Source organism: Streptomyces macrosporus, from assembly GCF_039533145.1.
Classification (GTDB): domain Bacteria; phylum Actinomycetota; class Actinomycetes; order Streptomycetales; family Streptomycetaceae; genus Streptomyces; species Streptomyces macrosporus.
Genome location: NZ_BAAASZ010000020.1, coordinates 393,641 through 417,232, shown reverse-complemented (window position 1 = coordinate 417,232; position 23,592 = coordinate 393,641). Strand labels below are relative to the sequence as shown.

Here is a 23,592-nt window from a genome sequence, read left to right as displayed (position 1 = left end):
GCGGTCGCCGGGGCGCCGACCGCCGTTTCGGAGGCGGTTCCGGGGGTGACGGTTCCGCGGGAGGTTCGGGATTCCGGGGCTTCGGCGGCCTGGGACGGGCCGGGGTCGGACATGCACCTCTCCAGAAGAGTCGACGGGAACCGTCCGATCATCCCAGGTTTTCCGCCGCCGCCCCATCGCGTTCCGAGAGGCGGGACACGGGTCCCCGCCGGACGCCTCCCCCGGACGCCGGACGGGGCCGTGCGGGCGTTAGGCGGGCACCAGCCCCGGCTCCCCCACCGGCGAGACGAAGGACGCCGCGGTGGTGATCGGCGCGCCGGGGGTGGTGACCGCGGAGACCGTCCGGTAGTCGGCCCGCAGCCCCTCCCGGTCCAGGCCGAGCAGGACGTATCCGCGCTGCCCGTTGTAGTACCTCAGGTGCGGGTTGGCGGTCATCAGCGTCTGCCAGTTGGCGGGCTTCGCGGCTCCGTCCCGGCCGCTGGTGACGGAGGTGGTGACGATCTCCACGCCCGCGGTGCGGGAGTCGGGGTCGTCGAAGTCCCGCTTGATGTCGAACCCGTAGTGGACGTGGACGTCGCCGGTGAGGACGACGAGGTTCTCGACGCCCGCCTCGTCCGCGCCCGCCAGCACCCGCTCGCGCGAGCCGGGGTAGCCGTCCCAGGCGTCCATCGACAGCGGCCAGGGGCCCTCGATCCGGTTGCGCCGGCGGGAGAAGACCACCTGCTGCGGGACGACGTTCCACAGCGCCCGCGACCGTCGCCAGCCGTCGATCAGCCAGCGCTCCTGGGCGGCGCCGAGCATGGTGCGCGAGGGGTCCTCGGACTCGGGCGTGGGGACCTTCCAGCCGTCGCCGTTGGCCTGGTTGTCGCGGTACTGGCGGGTGTCGAGGACGTCGAACTGCGCCAGGTCGCCGTAGTGGAACCGCCGGTAGAGCCGCAGGTCGGGCCCCTGGGGGCGCTGGGGGCGGCGCAGCGGCATGTTCTCGTAGTAGGCGCGGTAGGCCGCCGCGCGGCGGATGAGGAACTCCTCCGTCGGAACGCCGTTCTCCGGGACGCCGTTGGCGTAGTTGTTCTCGGTCTCGTGGTCGTCCCAGGTGACGATCCACGGGTGGGCGGCGTGGGCGGCGGCGAGGTCGGCGTCGGTCTTGTACAGGGAGTACCGCAGCCGGTAGTCCTCCAGCGTCACCGTCTCCCGGTCGAACACCTCCGGCAGGGTGCGGTCGGTGTGGTTGCGGCTGCCGCCCACGGCGGAGACGGCGTACTCGTACAGGTAGTCGCCGAGGTGGAAGACGGCGTCGAGGTCCTCCTCGCGGGCGAGGTGGCCCAGGGCCGTGTAGTAGCCGTCGTGGTACGCCTGACAGGAGATCAGGCCGAGGCGCAGCGCGGCGGGCGAGGAGCCGGCCGCGGGGGCGGTGCGGGTGCGGCCGACCGGGCTGGTCCAGCGGCCGACGCGGAAGCGGTAGTGGTAGTCGCGGCCGGGCTCCAGGCCCCGGACGTCGACGTGCACGGAGTGGTGGAACTCGGGGTGGGCGATGGCCCCGCCGCGGGCGGCGGTGCGGCGGAAGCGCGCGTCGTGGGCGACCTCCCACAGGACGGGGACCGGTCGGGCGGGCATCCCGCTGTCCGGCTCGTACGGCTCGGGAGCGAGGCGGGTCCACAGCACCACGGAGTCCGGGCGCGGGTCTCCGGAGGCGACGCCCAGGGTGAAGGGGTCCTCGCCGATCCGCCGGGGGTCGAGGGGGGAGGCGGCGTGGGCGGGGGACGGCAGGTTGGTACCGAGGGCCAGTGCGGCGGCGGCCCCGGAGACGGTGAGGAACCGCCGGCGGTTCAGATGGCGCGCGGCGGCTCTGAGTTCGGCGGTGGCACCCGGTGTATGCGTCATGTACACGATTACAGGGTTCCGGGGCGGCGCCCCGGCTGCGCGATGTTGGCGCGTACACGACGCTTATATGGCCGACAGGTGACGTCGGACGGCCGGCGGCCCGGAGCGGACCCGGCGCTCCGGGAGGCCGCGCGGAATACCCGCCCCCGGGGACGGAGTTGAGCGGGCATGACCACGGAGAGCACCGGGGGCGGCGCCCCCGAGGTGGAGATACTGCGCTACACCGCCTTCTCGTCCGACCCGGACGGCGGCAACCCGGCCGGAGTCGTGCCGGACGCGAGCGGCCTGACCGACGCGGAGATGCTCGCCATCGCGGCCGAGGTCGGCTACTCGGAGACCGCCTTCCTCACTCCCCCGCCCGCCGGCCTGGGCGCCGAGCCGGGACGCGGCTTCGGCATCCGGTACTTCAGTCCGCTGGCCGAGGTGCCCTTCTGCGGGCACGCCACGGTGGCGAGCGCCGTCGCGCTCGCCGAACGGATCGGACCGGGCGAGCTGGTCTTCGCCACCCCGGCCGGCGCCGTCCCCGTCACGGTCGCCGACGACCTGCGCGCCACCCTCACCAGCGTCGAGCCCCGGGTGGAGGACGTCGACGGCGGGGACGTGGCCGAGGCCCTGGCCGCGCTCGGCTGGGAGGCCGGCGAACTGGACCCGGCCCTGCCGCCCAAGATCGCCTTCGCCGGGGCCCGGCACCTGGTGCTCGCCGCGGCGAGTCGGGAGCGGCTGGCGGCGCTGGACTACGACGTCGAGCGGCTGAAGGCGTTCATGCTCCGCCGGGACCTGACCACCCTCCACCTGGTGTGGCGGGAGGCGGAGACGGTCTTCCACGTCCGCGACCCGTTCCCGGTGGGCGGGGTCGTGGAGGATCCCGCCACGGGGGCGGCAGCGGCGGCGTTCGGGGGGTATCTTCGCGCCCTGGGCCTGATCACCGCACCGGCGGTGCTCACCCTCCACCAAGGCCACGACATGGGTCGCCCCGGACTGCTGGAGGTCGAGCTGCGCGAGGACGACCCGCGCGTGCGGGTGTCGGGGACGGCGGCCCGCATCGGGTGAGGCGCGGGGAAGCCGCGGGGCGACCGCGGACAACCTCGGGAAAGGGGACGGGCGATGAGCGACGCGGAGCGGGCCGCCGGGGCGGCGGCCGAGGCGGCCGGGACGGTGGTGGGCACGAACTTCGGCGCCTACCAGAGCGAGATCTACCTCGACGGCCTGGCGGGCCGGCTGCCCCCGTTCACCACCGATCCGACCGCCCTGGAGGCTTCCGCCCGCGAGCGGATGGAGCCCGGCCCGTTCTGGTACGTGGCGGGCGCGGCCGGGTCCGGCGCGACGGCCCGCGCCAACCGGGAGGCGTTCGACCGGTGGCGGCTCGTCCCGCGGATGCTGCGCGACGCGACCGTCCGCGACCTGCGCACCACCGTGCTGGGCACCGAGCTGCCCGCCCCCGTCCTGCTCGCGCCCGTGGGCGTGCAGTCGATCGTCCACCCCGACGGCGAACTCGCCACCGCGCGGGCGGCGTCCGCCCTGGGGGTGCCCATGGTGCTCTCCACCGCCTCCTCCCACACCCTGGAGGACGTGGCGGAGGCGAGCGGCGACGGACCGCGCTGGTTCCAGCTCTACTGGCCCAACGACGACGAGGTCTGCGCCGGCATCCTGAAGCGGGCGCGGGCGGCGGGCTTCACCACCCTGGTGGTCACCCTGGACACCTGGACGCTGGCCTGGCGCCCCCACGACCTGGACCTGTCCTACCTGCCGTTCATCCGGGGCGTCGGCACGGCCATCCCCTTCTCCGACCCGGCGTTCCGGGCCGGGCTGGCCACGTCCCCCGAGGAGGACCCGGTCTCCGCGGTGCTGCGCTGGGTGTCGCTGTTCACCGGCACCGACCGGTCCTGGGACCGGCTGCCGTTCCTGCGCGAGCACTGGAACGGGCCGATCGTCCTCAAGGGCGTCCAGCACCCGGACGACGCCCGGCGCGCGGTCGAGGCGGGCGTGGACGGCATCGTGGTCTCCAACCACGGCGGCCGTCAGGTGGACGGCGCCGTCGCCTCCCTGGACGTGCTGCCGGAGATCGCCGAGGCGGTGGGCGACGAGATCGAGGTGCTCTTCGACTCGGGGGTCCGCACGGGCGCGGACGTCCTCAAGGCGCTGGCGCTGGGCGCGAAGGCCGTCCTGGTCGGCCGCCCGTTCGCCTACGGTCTGGCCCACGGCGGCGAGGAGGGCGTCCGGCACGTGCTGCGCGGCCTGCTGGCCGACCTCGACCTGACGCTGGGCCTGTCGGGCCACCGCTCCCCGGCGGAGCTGACGCCCGAGTCGCTGCGGCGCGCGTGAGGCGCGGGGCCCGCCGCCGTTCCCGGGCGGGCCCCGCCCCTTCCGTCGGAGATTCCGTCGGAGATCCCGTCGGAGGGTCCGTCAGACGGCGTCCGCGAAGCGCTCCACCTTGTCGACGGGGCCGAGGACGAGGATGGCGTCCCCGTAGGCCAGGACGGTGTCGGGCCCGGCGGGCTCGAAGCCGCCCTCCACGGGCTTGACCGCGATCACGTCGACGCCGTACCGGGCGGGCATCCGGGCCTCGCCGAGGGGGACGCCGACCAACTCCCTGGGCGGGCCGACCTTCGCGATGGCGTGGTTCTCGTCCAGCTCGATGTAGTCCTGCATGTGGCCGGAGACCAGGTGGGCCACCCGCTCCCCCATGTCGTACTCGGGATAGACCACGTGGTGGGCCCCGATCCTGTCCAGGATGCGGCCGTGCTGGTGGCTGATCGCCTTGGCCCAGATGTCCCCGATCTCCAACTCGACCAGCAGCGAGGTGGTCAGGATGCTGGACTCGATGTCGGTGCCGATGGCCACCACGGCGCGGGAGAAGTCCGGCACGCCGAGCTGGCGCAGTGTCTCGATGTCGGTGGCGTCGGCGGTGACGACGTGGGTGAGCCGACCGGCCAGGCTCTGGACCACCTTGGGACGGTTGTCGACGGCGAGCACCTCGGTGCCGCGCTCGGTCAGTTCCAGCGCCAGCGCGGTGCCGAACCGGCCCAGGCCGAGCACGACGACGGGTTCGTTGCTGCGGTCAGCCAACGATGATCCTCTCCTCGGGAAGTTCGTAGCGGCGGCCGCGTTCGCGCAGCGCCAGCGCGGAGGCCAGGGTCAGCGGACCGATCCTGCCCGCGAACATCAGCACGATCAGCAGGATCCGGCCCGCCGGGGGGAGGTCGGCGGTGATCCCCGTGGACAGGCCGACCGTGGCGAAGGCCGAGATCGCCTCGAACAGGATCCGGTCCAGGCTGTGGGCGGTCAGGCCCAGCAGGACGAACGTGGACACCACCACCGCCCCCACTCCCAGGAGCGCGACGGCCAGCGCCTGCCGCTGGTTGCCCTCCGGAACCCGCCGGTGCCCGATCCGGACGCTCGGATTCCCGCGCATCTCCGCCCAGATGACGAACGCCAGCAGGCCGAACGTGGTGAGCTTGATCCCGCCCGCCGTACCGGCGCTGCCCCCGCCGATGAACATCAGGATGTCGGTGGCCAGCAGGCCCTCGGACCCCATGGCCGAGATGTCGATGCTGTTGAAGCCGGCGGTGCGCGCCACGGTGGAGGCGAAGAATCCCGCCAGCCACTTCTCCGGCTCCCCCAGCGGTCCCAGCGTCTCGGGATTGGTGTACTCGGCCGTGGTGATCACCACGGTGCCCACCACCAGCAGCGTCACGGTGAGCCCCACCGTGAGGCGGGTCAGCACCGACCAGCTCCGGGGCCTGCGCCAGAAACGGGCCAGCTCGAACACCACCGGGAAGCCCAGCCCGCCGACGATGACGGCCGCCGCGATCGGCAGGCACACCCACGGGTCGCCCACATAGGACATCAGGTTGTCGCGGTAGGGCGAGAAACCGGCGTTGTTGAACGCCGAGATCGCGTGGAAGACGCCGGCGTAGAGCGCGGTGCCCGGGGGGCGGTCGTACCGGACGAGGAACACCGCCGTGAGGACCGCCGCCACGACCGCCTCGCAGCACAGGCCGAACAGGACGATGTTGCGCACCATCCGGCGCATGTCCCCCCTGCCGGGGGCCTTGGTCTCGGTCTGCACGACCAGTTGCGCCCGCAGTCGCAGCCTGCGGGAGATCAGCACCGCGAACAGCGTGGCCAGCGTCATGATGCCCAGACCGCCGGCCTGGACGAGCGCCAGGATCACGATCTCGCCGAACGTCGACCAGTGGCTTCCGGTGTCCACCGTGACCAGGCCGGTCACGCACACCGCCGAGGTGGCGGTGAACACCGCGTCGAGCAGGTCCGTGCGCTCACCGGACTCCGCGGCCGCCGGAAGCGAGAGCAGCCCCGTACCGATCGCCACGGCGAGCGCGAACCCGCCGGCGATCACCTGCGTGGGGTGCCGGAACCGTGCCGCCGCCGGGGGCCGGAAGGCGGCCGATCCGGTCCGTTCGCCCTCCGTGCCCCTCACCGCGGCGCCGCCGCTCTTGCCCGCACGTCACCTCTCCGCATCCGTTCCCCCATCCATTCCCCGTCCGTACCGGTCCGGTCCGGCGCCTCCGCACCCGGCCCGGCCGTCCACGAGAACGTCGGGCACCGTGCCGAAGCACGGCGCCGACGACCGCCGGGCCGTTCCGCACCGTCCGAACACCACCGCATACCGCGTGCCCGAGCGGGTAAACGGGTGAACGGCCGCCGCCCGCACGCGGCGGAAAACGCCTGATCGGAGTGGGTTCATGGAGCGGATCACGCTGGGCGCCGACGACAGGGCGGCGGTTCCGGTGTCCTCGGCACGGGCCGGTGCCGCGTACGACGGAGGGCCGGAGACCATCCCGGCCGCACGGCACTTCGCCGCCGACTTCCTGACCCGGCTGCGGGACGAGCACGACGTCCCCGTCACGCCCCGGGCGATCGACACGGTCCAGCTGATCGTGAGCGAGCTGATCACCAACGTCTGCAAGTACGCCCCCGGCCCCTGCCTGATGGACCTGGAGCTGATCGGCGACTCGGTGGAGATCACCGTGTGGGACTCCGACTCGGTGCTCCCGGTCGCCCGCGCGGCCGAACCGGGACGGGTCGGCCAGCACGGGCTGGAGATCGTCCTGGCGCTGTGCGAGGGCTTCGACGTCCAGCGGGAGCCCGTCGGGAAACGGATCAAGGTGCGGGTCTCCCTGGCCGCCGGTTAGGGACGGTCCGCCCGTCCCCCTCCCCGGACCTGCCCGGCTCCTACTCCTCCTCGGCCGCGTCGGCCTCGGCCTTCGTGCGGTGCACGGTGCCGTGCGGGTGCTCGGGCGGGCCGTAGAGGGAGTAGATCTTCAACGGCTCCTCGCCGATGTTGATCACGTTGTGCCAGGAACCGGCCGGCACCAGGACGACCCAGTCGTCGCTCACCTCCCGGTCGAAGGCGAGGTCGTCCCGGGCGGGCCCCATCCGCACCCTCCCCCGGCCGGACTCCACCCGGAGGAACTGGTCCCGGTCGGGGTGCATCTCCAGACCGATCTCACCGCCCGGCTCGATGCTCATCACCGTCAGTTGCAGGTGGTGCCCGGTCCACAGCGCGGTGCGGTAGGTGTCGTTGGCCAGGGTGGCCTTCTCGATGTCCAGCACGTGCGGCTGCGGCCCGTGGCCCTGGAACTCCTCGGCACTCATGGTGGTGCTCCTTCCATCACGTACCGGCATTATCGGCACCGTCAACTCCCCGACGGGGAACGCCGCTCCGGTCCTCCCCGGCCGTCACCCCGGCCCCGGGGCGGCCAGCCGGACCACGGCGTCCAGCCCCCGCCACGCGCCGGGGGAGGCGCCGGCGGGCAGCACGTAGGCCCGCAGCCCCGCGCCGGCGGCACCGCCGTCCTTGGCCGGATGGTCGCCGACCATCAGCGTCCGGGACGGATCGGCCCCCAGCTCCCGGCAGGCGTGCCGGAACAGCAGCGGGTCCGGCTTCTCCGAGCGGTGCTCGTAGGAGTGCACCCACGAGGAGAAGAAGTGGTCCAGGCCGTGGTGGGCGAACGTGGGGCGCAGGTCCCACCCCACGTCGCTCACCACGCCCAGCGCCAGCCCGGCGTCGGCCAGGCGCGCCAGCGTGGTCCCGGTGTCCGCATAGGGCACCCAGTGCTCGGGCGACCGCAGTTGCCCGTAGAGCACCTCGGCGACCTCGGCCAGCTCCGGAACGGAGGCGTACCAGGTGGTGAAGGCGTGCCGGTGTGCCTCCGCGGACACGTCCCGCGCCCGCTGTGCCACCACCACGGCCGGATCGGACAGGCCCGCCTCGAGCCCGCTCAGCATCAGGTCCATCGCGGCCTCGTCCACCGGCCGTCCCAGCGCCGCCCGGATCCGGTCCGCGTACGTCCCGACCTGGAACAGTGTCCCCGAGAAGTCGAAGAGCACCGCGCGGACCGGGGGCGGCGGCCCGGGCCGGGTGCTCACGGCGCGGAGGGGACCTTCCGGACCGCTGACGGGGACATGATCCATCCGGCTTTCCTACCACGCCCCGGTGCGGCGGTCCAGCCCCGTGCCCTCCCGCGCCCGCCGGTGACGCCGCCGGCCGGAGCCGCCAGGATGGCGGAATGGACGACATCGCCATCCGCCCCGCCGAGCCCGGCGGACTCGACGCCGTCGCCCGGCTCCGGTGGCAGTGGGTGCTGGAGAACGGGGAGGCACCCGCCGTCGCGCGCGAGGAGTTCGTGCGCGGCTTCACGGCGTGGGCGCGGGAGAACGCGTCCTCCCACCGCTGCCTGGTCGCGGTCCGCGACGGCACCGTCGTCGGCATGGCGTGGTTGGCGGTCGTCCCGCGCGTGCCGTTCCCGGGCGCCCTCGACCGGAGGTCGGGCGACGTGCAGTGCGTGTACGTCGTGCCCGGGGAGCGGGACGCCGGGCTGGGCGGGCGGCTCGTCGACGCGGTCCTGGAGCTCGCGCGGGAGGCGGGGCTGGAACGTGTGACGGTCCACTCCAGCGACCGGGCCGCCCCGGCCTACCTCCGCCACGGGTTCGCACCGTCCCCGACGCTGCTCCACACCCACCTCGCACGACCGAAGCGCTGAGGACGGGACCGGCGGGAGGGCGGGCGCCCAGAGGAGTGAGTGGCAGACGAGCCGCGCTGTACGCCGGGAACAGTCACGGCAGCGCTATGAGCTGCGCAAACATGCGGGTGAGGCACTTCCGTGGCTACTTTGATGGCTACGTACTTCTCCTCACCGGAGGCCCGGACGGACTCGGCCGCACCCGTGGGTCAGACACCAGTAGCGTCAACGACGGAAGCCTCCAAACTTGGGAATCCACATGTGCGCACCACCTCCGGTACGAGAGGCAGCTCAGAACGTGATGAATTCGCTGTCCCTCTTCGAGGACTGCCCGAACGACCGCCTCAGCGGGCTCGCAGGCCACACTGAGGACCAAGTGAGCTTCCTGTATGCCGCACGACGCGGTCTCGCCTATAACCCCGCCTTGGCAACTGCTCCGCAAGATGCGCGAACGCCGCTATCCAAAAAGAGCTCGAGCAACGACACGTGGGCATAATAAATGGCTCTGTGCCGATCTCGGACTTCGTTCGAGATGAACTTCGGCGGTGCGATAGAAAAAGGCGCGAAAGCTCCTGGATCTCCCCGCAGGGATCAGTCACATGAGCCACGCAAACAGAAATGCAGAACGCTTTCACAGCCACGGCGATAGCTACTGAATTCGATTGAGTGATGTCGGGTCGGCTCGTCTTACAGCGGCGTGCTGGCTTCGGTAGCTCCTGGAAGGTGAGATACGCGCAGGATGGCGGGCTGACCGACGCAGAAAGAGCCGCGCGGGCGGACCCGGCTGCAGGTGTCGTCTGCTTCGAGGGTGGAGAGACGAACCGCGAGGTTGCCACAGCATTGCGGGTGAGCGAGCGGTCGGTGGAGCGGTGGCGCCGGGCCTGGCGCGAGCGAGGCAAGGGCGGAGTCCCATCGAGGGCACGTGGCGGTTACTGAAGCGGCACGGCTGGAGCTGGCAGCAGCCGGTCAGGCGGGCGATCGAGCGGGACGACGATGCCGTCGAGGTGTGGAAGACGGAGACCTGGCCGCGGTAAGAGCACTGCGGCGGAGCGCGGCGCCTGGATCGTCTTCGATGACGAAGCCGGGCAGTCGATGACTCCGCCGCGTGCCAGGACCTGGGGTCGGATCGGCCAGACACCGGTCGTACGGGTGCGGGAGCCGCGGCTCCGGACGGGTGTCGATGGCGGGCATGGCCTGCTTCAAGCCACGCCGGCGATCCCGGCTCGTCTATGCGGTCGCGAGCATCGGGGCCGCAAGAACGAGCCGAAGGGCTTCGGTCGGCGGGACTTCCGCGACCTGCTCATCCGTGCCCGCATCCAGCTCGGCGGCCCGATCATCCCCAAGGAGTCTCTTGACCAGCTCCGTCGTACTCGCCACGCCCCATGCGCCCGTGGGGTGCGGGCCGCCTCGCGCCCTACCCGACCGCCATTCGCCGACCCCACGCCACGGTCGCCATCGACCCCACGTCTCGAGCAGCCACTTCAAGGGATCGCCAGCTTGTCCACTTGGGCGTAGGCCTCGCATCACCGGGACATGCGACTGCCTCGAAGCGGCCGAGCGAGCAATGCGAGGACGCGCAGAGTGGGGCCCCCAGCATGTGCATAAATTCAGTCAAACAATGCGTCCCCTCATACGCAGGCGATCACCGAGCCATTGGGCGCGAGGCCGTCATGAGCTCCGAAGAAGACCATGTCCACGACCGCAGGACCGCCCCCGGTTGTCGTCACCTTGGCAGAGATCGCCCGTATCGCGTGGGTCGGGCGCACCGCCGTCAGCAATTGGCGGCGACGGTACGACAACTTCCCCTCTCCTGTCGGTGGCACTGACACGAGCCCGCAGTTCTCCCTTCCGCAAGTCGAGGAGTGGCTCAGGCGCGAGAACAAACTCGAGACCGCGCTGAGTCCGCTCGACCGGCTCTGGCCGGAGTACAAGTCCCTGGGCAACCGGAATACGACAGGTCTGCTGATGGCTCAGGTAGGGCTCCGGAAGAGTGGCGTCAAGGCAGGCGGACCGACGGCGGGGCCGCTCCTTGATCAGCGTCAGACCCGCCTTCTGAACGCACTCTCGAGCTGGCAGAGCAGGACGAGGAGCACAGGGCCTTTGACCTCCTCCTGGAGCGGTGGCTTCGGACGCACGCGCGGCAGATCACGACGACTCCGGTGCAGTTGGCCGGACTCATGGCCCAAGCCGCAGCCATGAGCCACCCGGCTCCTGCACGGAGCGTGCTCGATCCTGCGTGCGGAGTGGGGACGCTGCTCGTCGCAGCCGGCCGGCAGTGGGGCGCTGACCATGCGGCGGGATCGCGCTTCCTGGGCCAGGGCAGCGATGCGGTTCTTGTGGAGCTGGCCAAGGCGCGCCTGACGGTCGGCGGGTTCGCCGACCGTGACCTGTCCAACGTCTCGTTGGCAGCGGGTGACGCGTTGCGGGTCGATGCCCACCCTGGAGCGCAGGCCGATGTGGTCCTTCCAACCCGCCCTTGAACGAAGGTGACTGGGGTCATGCGGGACTCGCCATAGACCCGCGTTGGGTGTAGGGGCAGCCTCCGCGCACCGAGCCAGAACTCGCCTGGGTTCAGCATGTCGTGGCGGCTCTGGCTCCTGGAGGTGTCACGGTTCTCGTGCTGCCGCCCGCTGTGGCGGCGCACCGCGCGGGCCGCCGGATCCGGGCCGTGATCGCCCTGCCGCCCGGTGCTGCTCCGCCCTACGGTGTCGGGCTGCATCTGTGGATCCTGCGCGCGGACGGTGCCGCGGGTGGGGACGGAGCGGACCGCACGAAGCTCACATTCGTGGACACCACACACCGCTCGTCCCGTGTCCGTCGACAAGAATGGCGTCGACTGGCCCGCCGTGACAGCTCAGATCATGCAGGTCCTCAGCGGCACGAGCACGCTGGGAAGCGTCTCGGTGCCCGTGGTCGACCTGTTGGACGAACAGGTCGACCTCACGCCGGCACGGCGTGTTCCGAGGACACGGGCCGCCACCATCGTCGACCTCAGGCGCCTCTGGACGCGGTTCGACGAGCATATGAGGGAACTGCGCGATGCCGCCGACGCCCTGTCCGCGTCCGTACCCGCGGACAGCGACGAGACGGTTCCGCTCATCAGCGTCGGAGAGCTGGAACGAGCCGGGGGCTCTGGAAATCCGGACCAGGCAGGGACTGCCGGAGTCTCTGGTGCGCCGCGGGGAACGCCAGGAGGGCGAGGCGTGCGTCCTCACGGGCGCTCCGCTGTCCGGGCAGGCGCAGCTGTGGCTTCCTGCGGCGGGTGAGCAGGACGGCTCGCTCACGGTCACAGCGTCCCAGGACGTCATCGTCTCGGTGCCGACCCGGTCCTTCGACGTACGGGTGGACACGGACGCCCCGTCCGTCCTGGAACCCCGGCTCGCGGCGCTCAGAGCGAATCCCGCGGTACTCGACCCATGGTTCCTGTCCGGCTGCTTGCGTGCCCCGGCCAATGTGCACAGGGCCGGCACGCACGCGTCCACCACGTCACGCACCGACGTACGGCGTCTGCACACCCCGAGGCTCTCGCTGGAGGAGCAGCGACGGTACGGGGAGATCTACCGGAGGATCGCCGCCTTCGAACGCGAAGTGACCGATATGAAGAGCGTGGGCGGCGAGCTGAGCCGGGCGCTGCGGGACCTGCTGGCCGCTGGGCACCTTCCCCGGAACCGATCCGGCTACGGCTCGGGCAGCCGGGCGAGAAGGTCGGTCACCTCCGCTTCGTAACCGGATCCAGCCAGCTCGACAGCGACCTCGCGGCAGCGGCTCGTCAGCCGGTCGACACCCGGTATCTCGACGGGAGACAGGCTGTACACCACCGCGCGCCAGCCGCTGAACGCTCCGGCGAAGTCCCCCTCGGGCATCAGGCATTCGGCAATCCCGAGGCGGGCCTCCAGCACAAGAGGATCCGAGGGATCTCCGTTCTCGGCCACGTACTGGTACTGCTCTTTCGCCTCCCCCGTGCGACCGTCCAGTCGGGCGGCGTCAGCGCACACCAACCGCCCCTCCAGGACGAGCGGCTCGTGGGCACCCCAGTCCGATACCGCCTTGGGCAGCAGGTCGAGGAGTCCGGCGCAGCGGTCGCCAGGACCATCGGCGAGCAGTTCCGCCCGGGCCTGGGCGATCCGCCCCGCGAACTGGTTGCGCCCCAGCCACCCGCCGCGACGGCGGACCGGACGTCGCGGTGCGGTACGGGGGGTGAGCCGGGTGTCCGCCGTGCCGGCCGTCGACCCTTCCCGCAGCCGATAGCGTGCGGTCGGGTCCGGATCCAGTTCCGGGTCCGGGGCCGGGTCGCCCGGCTTCGGCAGGAAGTCACGAAGAACGTCCAGCACTTCGTCGATGGTCTCGGGGCGGTCCGCCGGGGCCTTGGCGAGGAGGTCCCAGGCCAGGTCGTCCAGTTCCTCGGGAATGCCGACGTTGATGCTCCGCAGACGCGGCGGCAGGTCCTCGAGATGCTGGGTGTCCTTGTTCCGGTCCGGCTTGTCCTCGAAGGGTTTCTCACCCGTGAGGAGTTCGAACAGCACACAGCCGAACGCGTAAAGGTCCACCGAGGCGGAGATGTCCTGCTGACCCCGCAGCTGCTCCGGGGCCATGTACCCGGCGCTGCCCGGCGTCGCACCGAGTGCGGTGTAGCGGGTCGCGTCGAGGTCGGTGAGGTAGGCGATGCCGAAGTCGAGCAGTTTCACCGCTCCGCCCGCGAAGGCGACGACCACATTGCCCGGCTTCAGGTCCCGGTGCACCACGCCGTGCGCGTGCGCGTGCCCCAGGGCTTCGGCGACCTGGACGGCGACGGCGACGGCGACGTCGAGCGGGAACGGTCGGCGCATGTCCAGGAATTCGCGCAGACTGACCCCTTCCACGTACTCCATGACGAGGTAGGGTTCCTCACCCAGGTAGCCACGGTACAGCAGGCGCGGGATGCCGGGGTGCTTCAATTCTTCGAGGATGGCACCCTCACGTTCGAACCGTTTCAGCAGCTCGACCCGGCGTCGCGCACGCTCTGCCGGAGCGAATCGGCCCTGCGTGTAAGTGTCGAGCCGCAGCACCTTGACTGCGACCAACTGCCCGGTTCCCAGATCGGTGGCCGTCCAGATGGTGCCCACGCCGCCCTGGTCGAGTGCCTCCCCGACTCGATAGCGGTCGTCGAGGACTTCCCCCGCTTCCACGCTTCACCCCCGGCTGCCCATGACACAGTGTCAGCCGCACTGTAGCGGTTCGCAGGTCACATCAAGCAAATCGCTTGACTCAGTTCACAAACATACGCTTCCCTGATGTGCGTTGACGTTCTTCTCCCACCACGCCCATGAGGGGTGCATCGTGTCGCTCCGCCTGCCTCCGCCCGGAACGAACGGAGACATCCGGCTCATCCGCACCTCGCTGCCACTCCTGCGCGAGGACCCTCAGGACTGCCCGCGCGGCAACGCCCTGCGCGCCAGGGCACTGCTCGGTCAGGTTCCGCCGCGCTCTCGGGGCAAGCCCCTCGAGGACTTCGCCCTCGGGCCGGTCATGAGGGTCCTGGACGCGATCGAGCACGACGGACAAGATGTCGACAGTGCCTTGACGCGACTTCTGAAGAATCAGAAGTACCATGCGGGACACGCGAGTTGGGCGAAATCAGCCATCCGTTCCTACCTGCTGGCGCGCACGGCGCGCGAAGCGGAGCGGCGCGCGCTCGGACGCCCGCCGACCCTGCCGGTCCGCGCCCAGTGGACGGCCATCACCCAGAGCGAGGCCCCGGACGCCCGCGGGGCGATCCGCTACGAGCGCACGGCGTGGGGACGGCGGTACACGTCCGCCGACGGGTCGGAACGCGAGCTCTGGCTGCTGTCCGTGAATTCCGTCAAGGAGGACCGGCCGCCCGCCGAGATCGCGGAGGCGGCGGCCGTGGCGGTGACGGGCATGCCCTCCCAGTCGGCCTTCCGGGACATCTTCCGCCCGGCGCCTGGCAGCACTGTCCGCCCGCAGCGCGTCCGGATCGTGGGCGTCGGCTGTGGCAGCGGCGATCACGACGTGCTGGCCGACTGGGACGCCGACGAGGTCGAGCGGCGGTTCACCGAACACGCCAAGCCCGTGCTGCGCCGGGTGGTCGACGACGACCGGCTCAACCCCGGCTCCAGCTGCACGCGCTGCGAAGGTCTGGTTGCTTGCGAACAGCCACCCCGGGCTCCCGGCGTTCTCGGCGTCCCCGGGCCACGCCGTCCTCGTGCCCGCCGCTCCGTGTCCGCGAGCGACCTGCGCGTCCATGCGCGCTGCCCGGCGCAGTTCCACCTCACCCGCGTACTGCACCTGAGGTCGGGGACCCCGGAGAGCGAGCCGGTCCGCAGGGGTCGCGCGGTCGACGAGTGGCTCAATCTCCGTCATGAGGACGGATGCTGCCGCACGGCCCCCCTCCCGGACGCCCTTCCCGGCCTCTCCTCCGCCGAACTGCCGACCGCTCTCGCCCTGCTCGCCGAACACCAGCGGGCCTGCCCTCTCGACGACCTGCCGTCCGACGAGGTCGTACGGGTGCAGCCACGCCTGACCGCGTACGACCCCGAACTGGACGTCGTTCTGATCGCCGATCCCGACCTTCTGTACACCCGGTCCGGAGGCTGGATCTGGCACGAGACGAAGACGGCTGCGAAACCCCCCTGGGAGGGGCGAGCATTGCTGGAGACGTACCCGCAGCTCGCCTTCGCGGTGCTGATGATGTCCGCCGGAGTGCCCGGTGGTGATCCGCGCCGGTCGCTGATCGAGCTGGAGGTGCTGTACCTGGACGCGGAAGGGGCCGGGAAATCGCGCTGCGAGGAGATCGATCCCGGTGATCCCGACACCCGGGCCGAAGCACGCCGCATCATCGCCAGGCTCGCCGGCCCCTGGGCGGTGGACGAGACGTATGCGCCGACGCCCGGCGGCCACTGCGGCGGCTGCGAGGTGCTCGCGCACTGCGAGGCCGGCCGCGCGCACCTGGAGGCACGGTGACCGCGCCGACCGACAACGGCATGCCGCGCCACGGCACCGACTGGTCCGCCCACCGCGGCATCCCCCTCATGCGCACGCTCGCCACCGCGCTCACGGTGCTCGACGCGGCCACCGGTCCCGAGGCCTTCTCCCTGCCCTACCCGCCCGAGGTCCAGCGTGCCCTGGACCGAACGGTGTTGGCCTGCCTGGAGCGCGGGGCCCAGCCTCCGGTGAGCCTGCCGGACCTGCTGTCGTGGTGCCGCGAGCGGCCGGTGGCGGACTGGCCGGTGGATCTGCCGACCGAGGCAGCCGGACCGGACGACCTGCTGCTCGATCCGGAGTCCTCGCGCCCCACCGAGCTGTGCTACGAGTGGGCGGAGCAGTTCTCGGACAGCGCGCTGGTTCTCTACGACCGTGAAATCATCCGTGCCGCGCTGCGGTTGTGCCGCGAGTACGGCGAGGAGGACGCGTACACCGAGTTCCGGCGGTTGCTGGTCACCCGGCCCGTCCTCACCTCCGCCGAGGAGTGGGCCGTGTCGATGGACCACGTGCTCGACCCGGTGAAAGAACTCCTGAGCCGTATCTACCGCCCCGTCCCGGACAGCTATCTGCGCGGCGACGTCTACACGACCTGCGGCCGGTGCCTCACCCTGTTGACACCGCTGCACGACGGCGGCTGGTGGTGCGAGCGGGACCGCTGCCGCCGCCGGGGCCGTCCCCCGGTGGGGCGTCGCATCCCCAAGGAGGAGGCCGGCGAACTGCTCCAGCTGGCCAGGCCGTTGCGCCAGTTCGTCACCGGCCCCGGGCAGGCGGAGGTGCATCTGGAAGGGCGGCTCACCGCGCTCGGGCTGAAGGTGCGGATGTGGCCGGCGTACGACGCGTACGACGTGCACGTCACCTTCCCTGACGGTTGGGTGTGGGCGGTGGACGTGAAGGACTGGGCCCATCCGGCGTTCCTGGGGCGAGCCGCCCGACCGGTGCCGCAGGAACCCCGGTACGACGAGGCGTTCTGGGTCGTGCCGCAGGACCGCGTCGACGACCGGCCGGGCTACATCGCCACCTACGAGCGCAACCGCCCGGCCGCCGCCCGCCGTGTTCCGTTGCTCACCGACACACAACTGCTCGCCCGCGCCGAGGACCGGCTCGCGCGCGTCGGCGGAACCACGCGTAGGGAGGAGACCGGCGATGCGTGACCGCGACAGCTGGCACCATCCGGTCAGCAGGGAGCTCGCCCGCCTGTGGGACGAGGTGCCCGACGAACTCGGCGATGTGAAGCCCGGCCTGCTGTGTCAGGCGGAGCTGGCCCTGCGGATCCTGGAGCGCATCGCGCCGCACGAGCCCGCCCGCGGTGCCTACGTCCTGTTCGGCGGCTACGGGTTCGCCGGTGCCCGTGGATACGTGACCTCCCCCGAGCACGAGGTCATGCTCATCGCGGGCCGCCATCTGCTCTGGCACCTGCGCCGCGGTCGTACCTGGGAGCGTACGCTGGAGACCTATCGGGACCTGCCGGACCGGCTGCGGGCCTACGAGGTCCTCGCGCTCGACCGGCCGGCGCGGCGGCGTGAGCCGACCGTCGCCTCGGACCGGTTCGTCGTGTACGACGCCGCCCTCGCCGTACTGCCTCCATTGGCCCGCAAGGAGCTGCCCCTGGCCCCGGCGGGGCGCGCCACCTTCGTCGACCGGCGCCGACCCGCCTCCGTGACCCTGCCCGAGGGGCTGCGTCCCGATCCGGTTCCCGGTCATGATCCGGAGGCGGGGCGGCCCGGGACGGGTGAGCCGCTCACCATCAGCCGGGCCGAACTCCTCCAAACCGCCCGCTGGATGGACTCGACGGAGCGGGAGAACGGGGTCGAGAATCCGGGCCGCTGGGAGGACCGCCTCACCGAGTTGCACATCTTCCCACGCGACGCGGACGGGCTGGGCTTCTCACACGAGGGTGATCTCCGTCTCGACGGGCTGCTGCACCTGGCCGGCATGGTCGGTGCGGGCAAGTCGACCCTGATGACGCTGCTCGCGGTCTGGGGAGCCCGCCGGACTCCAGCGCTGCGCACCACGCTCGTCGTGGGCGACGTGGCCGAACAGCTGCGCCTGACGGCTCTGTTCCGCGATCTGGGACTGACCGCCACGCCGGTACTGGGTCTGACCACGCGGGAAACCCATGTGCAGCGGCTGCACCGACGGCTCGCCTCCCGTGGCGTTCACAACCTGCTGGACCACGACGACCCGGGCTTCGACCACCTGAGCACGGTGTGCGTGGTGGACGCCCTGCGCGGCACCGAGGCGGCGCAGCCCTTGCGGTTCGCGGACGCGCCGTGCACCTCGCTCCATCCGGAGAAGAAGCGCACGCAGGACACGAACCCGGACGCCGGCGCGCTGCCCGAGCCCTACCGGCCGGGGCAGCGGCGGTCTCCGTCCGAGGACGACCGCCCGGTGGAAGTGAAGGGAACCCCGCACGGGTGCCCCCTGTGGTATGCGTGCCCGCGTCACCGCGCGGCCCGGGATCTGGTCGACTCCCTGGTCTGGGTGGCCAACCCGGCGAGCCTCGTGCAGTCGGCCGTGCCGCGCCACCTGGGTGACGAGCGGCTGCGCCACCTGGAGCTGGCCTGCCTGCGCAGCGACATCATCGTCGTGGACGAGGCCGACTCGGTGCAGATGAAGCTGGACGAGATCTTCGCCCCCTCGGCGACGCTCGTCTCTCCAGGCCCCGAGTCCTGGCTCGACCAGGTGCAGACCCACCGCATCGAGGAGCTGTCCCGGCAGGGTCGACTGCCGCTCACCGACCAGGAAATCGAACGCTGGTCCGCCTCGCTCACGGTCGTCCATGCCGCCACGGACCGCCTGTACAAGCTGCTGATCTCCGACGCGGACCTGCGCGAGTGGGCCGACATCGAGTACTTCAGCCCCTGGACGCTCCAGGAGAAGTTGCTCGCCTCCTGGTTCGCGGCCGGTACCGATTCCAGCGCTCCGGACGGCGTGTCCGATGAATCGGAGCTGTATGAGGCGTACGAGGACGACGCTCCGGAGCCCGAGTCGGCCGGACCGGAAGTGGACGCCCAACGTGCCGAACTGACCGACCGGTTCGACGACTTCCGAGACGATCCCCTGGGTGGCCGAGGGCCGTACGGCAACCTGACGGACGACCTGGTGCGCCTGACCCAAGACCTGTTGACCACGCTGTCCTCCTCCGACACGCGCGAGCGCGTCCTCGTCGTGCTGCGCCCGCTGCTCGCGGGCACCCCCGCGGCCGACCGCGCCCAGGATGAGACCTGGCTCGACCTGGCCGCCCGGCGTCTGGAGTTCATGCTGCTGCTCAGCGCCCTCAACCAGCGCCTTGACCGGCTGGTCTTCCTCTGGCCCCAGGTCGAGGCCGCCCTGCACCTGGACTCGACCGGCAACGAGCTGTCCCGCCGTCCGCCTCTCGATTACGCCCCACTGGTCCCGGAGGCCCCGATGGGCAACGTCCTCGGGTTCCAGTACCTGCCCGACGAGCGGGAACGCGATGTCGAGGGGCGGCACAGCGGCACCTTGCGCTTCTTCCGATACGCGGGCGTGGGCCGCGAGCTCCTGCTCTCCCTCCCGGAGGTGGGAGCCGACCCAGGTCGCGGGCGCAGGGGGCCGCACGTCGTGCTCATGTCCGGTACCAGCTGGGCGGGAACCTCGACACGCGCGCACGTGGTCGTCCCGGTGGGAGCCGTACTCACCCCCTCACCACGGTTTCTCAAGGCCGTGAGCGAGTCGGAATTCAGCACGCACTTCCTGTACGACGACGAGGGTCGCCCCCTGAGCCTGTCGGGTACCGAGCCGAAGGCCCGGCCCGCCGCCTGCCGGGCGATGGTCAGCCGGCTCGGCTCTCCCGGCCGGGGCGGCGCCCCGAGCCCGTTGGAGCAAGAACTGGCCAGGGTCGCCGACAGCCGCCGACGCCGGGCGATCCTCCTCGTCGGCAGCTACAAGGAGGCGCACACCGCGGCGGAGGTCCTACACGGGATGGAGCGCTGGCACGGCCGCGTCCGTGTGCTGACGGCCGACGACGCCGACCTGGACCAGGCCGTACGCGGCTCGGCACCGCCCAGGTCGGAGCCGGACCGGGTCACGGCGCTGCGCCGGGGCGATCTCGCCACGTTCGCCCAGGACCCCACGGCGGAGATCCTCGTGGCCCCGCTGATGGCGGTGGAGCGTGGGCACAACATCCTCAACGCCCAGCGCAACGCGGCTTTCGGCACGGCGCTGTTCCTGGCCCGGCCGCATCCGCGCCCGGACGACCTCGCCCTGGCCGTGTTCGCGATCAACGACTGGGCGGCCCGGTTCACCCGCGACGAACCCGGGCTCCCACAGGGCACGTTCAGCAAGCTGGTCATGGCCGCGACGGACCTGGACGCGGCCGGGCTGGCCTTCCGCCACGTGGCACGCGCCGAGTGGCGCCGGCTGCTGTCCCGCCGCTACATCTACTCCCGCCTGTCCGACCAGGAGAAGAGGTCCTTCACGTGGGACCAGCTGGTGACGATCTGGCAGGTCATCGGCCGTCTGGTGCGAGGTGGGGTGCCCGCCCGCGTGGTCTTCGTGGACGCCCGGTTCGCGCCGCGTACGGCAAAGTTGCTGTCCCCCGGCTCTGCGGCGGCGCCGCTTCCCCAGGGGGACGGTCTGCTGACCGGTCTGCGCGACGTGCTCGCCCCCTACTTCGCGGAGGGCGCACCGCCGCCCGACTGCCCCGATCCAGCGGACCCCGCGGTCGCCCGGCTGCTGTATGCACCGCTGTACAAGGCGCTGCGCGAGATCGAACACCGCACCTGCTGACCCGCATCCGAGAGGACCCTTGATGGCCCGCCCCTACGACTCCATCCGCACCGCCGCCGCACGTCCCGTCTCCCCGGACGCCTCGGTGGTCGAACGGTACCGCGCACTGCCCTTTCCCGAGGAGTGGACCGGGGCGCTGCTGGCCCTGTGCAACGCGGGCCGTGACAAGCCGCTGGAGACGGTGCCCACGTTCCGTATGGACCAGGTCGTGCAGGCGCTCGCCCCTGATGTCCTGGTGCGGCCCCGCCCCAACCGCCACCGCGGAGAGGGCCGGGACTTCTGGCTGTACGCCCCCGAGGACGTGCCCGATCCGCTGCCCGACGCGGCACTCAAGGGGCTCCTCGGTGCCTGGCTGAAGGACCTGCGGCCGGAGCCCGAGTTCCGTTCGCTGCTGTCCGAGACCCGCTCGGCGCTGTTGGGAAACCCTCCCCGGTGGCAGGAGGGCGTACCCGTGGAACTGCTGCGGCACGAGCGGCCCACCGACGGTGGCACGGCCGCCCCGGAGCCGCGCCAGTTCCAGTTGGCCACCGACTGGCTGGCCCGGCGGATCCTCGCACTGGAACCCTATGACTTCGCGGGCGGGCGGCTTCGCTTCCGGGCGATGCCGCGCGGCCCGATGGACCGGGGCGCCGAGCTCGTCTCGCAAGCCCTGGAGTTCGAGGGGAGCCGGGGTTCCGAGTGGTACTCCGTCGTCCTGAACGTCACGCTGCAGACGGTGCCCTTCGACCCGCTGCCCCGCTTCCACGTGCACAGCCACATCCGCCGGTACGCGACCCGGGTGAGCGCCAGGACGGGACGGCTGTACCTGCCGTTCGGCCGCCGCACCACGGTACTGCTGCGCCCGCGGGTGCCGTGGCTGCCCGGAGCGCCGGCGAGCGACCGGTTCGCGGTGGCGCGGCTCGCTTGGAGCCGGGGCGGGTACGACTGGGTCGGGGGCGGGCCCGCCGGAATGCTCCGGAGCATGTCCCTCACGGAGTCGTTCCCGGACGCCGACGCCATCCTCACCGATCCGGCCGGCTGGCTGACCGACGACATGCGTGCGGCTGTCCTCTACAGCACGGCCATGGGGTCGCACGAGGTCGGAGCCGGTCTGATGACGGACCAGCGATCGAAGATCGTGGAGTGGGCCCTGCAGGCCCTTCCCGAGCAGTTGGAGCCGGTGCCCGCGCTGGTCCGCACCCGCCTGTCGGGCAGCACGCCCGGCAACCCCCGCCAGGAGCCTTCCAAGAAGCCGGCGAAGGCCGAGGAGGAGCGCAGGCGCGCGGAGGCCCGGCGGCGCGGCACGGCATTCGCGCTGCACCACCTGGCCCAGGATCTCTCTGCGGGTGAACTTCCCACCCTTGATGCGTGGTTGTTCTGGCAGACCTCCTTGATGCGGGACACCGCGATCAGCGCGCTCGTCACACACCTGGATCTGAAGGGCGACGGCGGTGCGCCGGCGGCCGAGGAGGCCTACGACGGCACGGTGGTCCTGGAGTGGGAGTCCCCCGAACTCACCGTGCGCCTGCGCTGCCGCAGGCTCTCCCGTTCCCTCGGCCAGGACCTCGCCCTGCCGGAGGGGTCCCGGCACTCGCGGGCCGCGGTCACCGCCGCGATCCGCGACCGCCGCCGGGAGATGGCGGCCTTCCTCACCGAGGAGGGCGTCTCCTCGCCAGCGCCCACGCTCGCCCTGGTGGAGATCGATCGGGCCCAGGACTTCTCCTCCCCCGACCACGACGCGAAGTTCGCGATGCGGCTGGGCTGCGCGGACGCCGGCGTGCTCACCCAGTTCATGGCCGTGCCGAAGAAGACCAGGGGCTACAACAGCGAGAAGAACAAGGAATTCCGCGCGGCGAAGGCCTGGGACGACGGACTGCGGCAGCTGGGTGTGCGGGTCCACCCCGAGCACAGCCTCGGCGAGCGTCTGCCCGTCGGCATGCGGTACGCGGCAGTGTGGATGGTGCGCAAGAACCGGCGCAGCCGCACCCGGTGGGCGGGGCATGTGCCCGTTGCCGTGCTGGTCACGCCGGATCCGTCCGGTGAGGGGCTGGCTCGGGTGGAGGGCTGGGACGACGAGGCGCGTGCCTGGGTGCCGTACCCGGTGATGCTGCTGAAGCTCACCAGGCAGTGCGAGGTGCCGAAGGACGCCGTTCCCGCACCGCGCGACGGCGAGGCCCCGGTGGCCCGGTCGTCCTGGTGGGCTGACATGGCCGAGCAGCGGCGGGCGACCGAGGAGTGGCTCCAGCGAGTGCGCCGCACGCTGCGCGACACGCCGACCGTGCTGCTGGCCCACGGACAGAACATGCGCTCGCACTGGACGTGGCTCCAGGACGGCACCGTGGTGGCGGACAAGTTCCGCGACGGCCACGCCCCCTCGCGCCGCCTGGACCCGGACCTGCGGCTGGTACGGGTACGTACGGCACGCAACCGGGAGACCGCCCAGTGGTGGGGCGTGAACCCGGACGGCCCCAACGGTCTGGCCGCCCACCTGTGGACGGACCCGACCGCGGACCCCGACAAGGCCCGCGTCTTCTGGTCCACGACACCCAAGGCCCGCACCTTCAAGCTGTCGGTTGCCGCCGACAAGCTGGCGCCCCGCGTCAACACCAAGGGCAGGGTGACGATCGACACGGACAAGGCCGCCTGGAACCCCGGGTTGGTGGAGATCGCCGTTCTGGGGTGCCACCCCGGCGACGGCGATGTCCCGGAAGCGCTCGCGCTCGCCGTGCATCAGCTCCGGCAGGCCCCCGACCTGCCGGACGCCTTGAGCCTGCCGCTGCCCCTGCACCTCGCGGGGCTCGCGCAGGAGTACGTACTGCCGACCCAGAGCGAGGACGGCGGGGACGGGGGCGACGCCGTCGACTCCGCCTCCGACGCCGATCCGGACACGGGGGCGGCTCCGGGCGTCGAAACGGCTCCCGAGCCGGAGGAGACGGACTGGGAGCAGCTCGCTTTGGCGATCCCGGCGCAGTACGCGTCCGTGGAGAAGGTGCGGGAGACCGAGCCGCGCTGATGC

17 protein-coding genes and 1 pseudogene are annotated in these 23,592 nt (G+C 71.7%); 12 read left to right on the top strand and 6 right to left on the bottom strand.

Annotation, left to right across the window (positions count from 1 at the left end; all coding sequences use genetic code 11):
* Positions 1–249: 249 nt before the first annotated feature.
* Positions 250–1,881 (bottom strand): alkaline phosphatase D family protein, encoded by a 1,632-nt coding sequence (locus ABD335_RS13890; RefSeq protein WP_344322607.1) that lies wholly within the window; start codon positions 1,879–1,881, stop codon positions 250–252.
* Between the two features lie 168 nt (positions 1,882–2,049).
* Here ABD335_RS13890 and ABD335_RS13885 point away from each other — a divergent pair, with 168 nt between their 5' ends.
* Together ABD335_RS13885 and ABD335_RS13880 are read left to right on the top strand one after the other, a co-directional pair.
* On the top strand, positions 2,050–2,931 hold the full coding sequence (locus tag ABD335_RS13885) for a PhzF family phenazine biosynthesis protein (protein WP_344322606.1): 882 nt from the start codon (positions 2,050–2,052) through the stop codon (positions 2,929–2,931).
* A 54-nt stretch (positions 2,932–2,985) separates the two neighbouring features.
* A complete protein-coding gene (locus ABD335_RS13880; RefSeq protein ID WP_425583629.1) occupies positions 2,986–4,203 on the top strand; it encodes a lactate 2-monooxygenase in 1,218 nt (405 codons plus the stop codon).
* Positions 4,204–4,284: 81 nt separating this feature from the next.
* On the opposite strand, the gene ABD335_RS13875 is transcribed toward ABD335_RS13880, so the two are convergent.
* Together ABD335_RS13875 and ABD335_RS13870 are read right to left on the bottom strand one after the other, a co-directional pair.
* The gene (locus ABD335_RS13875; protein ID WP_344322605.1) at positions 4,285–4,947 is read right to left on the bottom strand and encodes a potassium channel family protein; all 663 of its coding nucleotides are present in this window, start codon (positions 4,945–4,947) and stop codon (positions 4,285–4,287) included.
* Positions 4,940–6,322 (bottom strand): TrkH family potassium uptake protein, encoded by a 1,383-nt coding sequence (locus ABD335_RS13870; protein WP_344322604.1) that lies wholly within the window; start codon positions 6,320–6,322, stop codon positions 4,940–4,942. Before ABD335_RS13870 ends, ABD335_RS13875 begins: the two co-directional genes overlap by 8 nt.
* A gap of 265 nt (positions 6,323–6,587) precedes the next feature.
* Here ABD335_RS13870 and ABD335_RS13865 point away from each other — a divergent pair, with 265 nt between their 5' ends.
* Entirely contained in the window at positions 6,588–7,037 is a 450-nt protein-coding gene (locus ABD335_RS13865; RefSeq protein WP_344322603.1) for an ATP-binding protein, read from the top strand.
* A 40-nt stretch (positions 7,038–7,077) separates the two neighbouring features.
* Here ABD335_RS13865 and ABD335_RS13860 read toward each other — a convergent pair whose 3' ends face one another.
* Together ABD335_RS13860 and ABD335_RS13855 are read right to left on the bottom strand one after the other, a co-directional pair.
* Entirely contained in the window at positions 7,078–7,500 is a 423-nt protein-coding gene (locus ABD335_RS13860) for a cupin domain-containing protein (RefSeq protein WP_344322601.1), read from the bottom strand.
* 84 nt (positions 7,501–7,584) lie between these two features.
* Positions 7,585–8,274, bottom strand: coding sequence for an HAD family hydrolase (locus ABD335_RS13855; protein WP_344322600.1), 690 nt, complete (start codon positions 8,272–8,274; stop codon positions 7,585–7,587).
* Positions 8,275–8,414: 140 nt separating this feature from the next.
* Here ABD335_RS13855 and ABD335_RS13850 point away from each other — a divergent pair, with 140 nt between their 5' ends.
* The 5 genes and pseudogenes from ABD335_RS13850 to ABD335_RS30790 all read left to right on the top strand — a co-directional run bounded on the left by ABD335_RS13850 (position 8,415) and on the right by ABD335_RS30790 (position 12,593).
* Positions 8,415–8,888, top strand: coding sequence for a GNAT family N-acetyltransferase (locus ABD335_RS13850; protein ID WP_344322599.1), 474 nt, complete (start codon positions 8,415–8,417; stop codon positions 8,886–8,888).
* Between the two features lie 702 nt (positions 8,889–9,590).
* Positions 9,591–10,205: pseudogene (locus tag ABD335_RS30800) on the top strand (winged helix-turn-helix domain-containing protein); the annotation flags it as partial.
* Positions 10,206–10,249: 44 nt separating this feature from the next.
* Entirely contained in the window at positions 10,250–10,693 is a 444-nt protein-coding gene (tgmA, locus tag ABD335_RS13845) for a putative ATP-grasp-modified RiPP (RefSeq protein ID WP_344322598.1), read from the top strand.
* A gap of 333 nt (positions 10,694–11,026) precedes the next feature.
* Complete coding sequence (locus tag ABD335_RS30795) at positions 11,027–11,347, top strand: N-6 DNA methylase (protein ID WP_425583628.1); 321 nt, start codon at positions 11,027–11,029, stop codon at positions 11,345–11,347.
* A 691-nt stretch (positions 11,348–12,038) separates the two neighbouring features.
* Positions 12,039–12,593, top strand: coding sequence for a restriction endonuclease subunit S domain-containing protein (locus ABD335_RS30790; RefSeq protein WP_425583627.1), 555 nt, complete (start codon positions 12,039–12,041; stop codon positions 12,591–12,593).
* Here the strand turns inward: ABD335_RS30790 and ABD335_RS13835 are convergent.
* Positions 12,545–14,032 carry a serine/threonine protein kinase gene (locus ABD335_RS13835; RefSeq protein WP_344322597.1) on the bottom strand — a complete coding sequence of 496 codons (1,488 nt, stop codon included), beginning with the start codon at positions 14,030–14,032 and terminating at the stop codon, positions 12,545–12,547. The genes ABD335_RS30790 and ABD335_RS13835 overlap by 49 nt on opposite strands.
* A gap of 151 nt (positions 14,033–14,183) precedes the next feature.
* Between ABD335_RS13835 and ABD335_RS13830 the strand changes: the two genes are divergently transcribed.
* The 4 genes from ABD335_RS13830 to ABD335_RS13815 are packed head-to-tail and all read left to right on the top strand — an operon-like array spanning position 14,184 to position 23,589.
* Positions 14,184–15,827, top strand: coding sequence for a PD-(D/E)XK nuclease family protein (locus ABD335_RS13830; RefSeq protein WP_344322596.1), 1,644 nt, complete (start codon positions 14,184–14,186; stop codon positions 15,825–15,827).
* On the top strand, positions 15,824–16,999 hold the full coding sequence (locus tag ABD335_RS13825; protein WP_344322595.1) for a pPIWI_RE_Y domain-containing protein: 1,176 nt from the start codon (positions 15,824–15,826) through the stop codon (positions 16,997–16,999). The genes ABD335_RS13830 and ABD335_RS13825 overlap by 4 nt, the downstream gene beginning before the upstream one ends.
* Complete coding sequence (locus tag ABD335_RS13820) at positions 16,992–20,597, top strand: pPIWI_RE_Z domain-containing protein (protein ID WP_344322594.1); 3,606 nt, start codon at positions 16,992–16,994, stop codon at positions 20,595–20,597. The genes ABD335_RS13825 and ABD335_RS13820 overlap by 8 nt, the downstream gene beginning before the upstream one ends.
* A 22-nt stretch (positions 20,598–20,619) precedes the next feature.
* Positions 20,620–23,589 (top strand): pPIWI_RE module domain-containing protein, encoded by a 2,970-nt coding sequence (locus tag ABD335_RS13815; RefSeq protein WP_344322592.1) that lies wholly within the window; start codon positions 20,620–20,622, stop codon positions 23,587–23,589.
* Positions 23,590–23,592 lie beyond the last annotated feature (3 nt).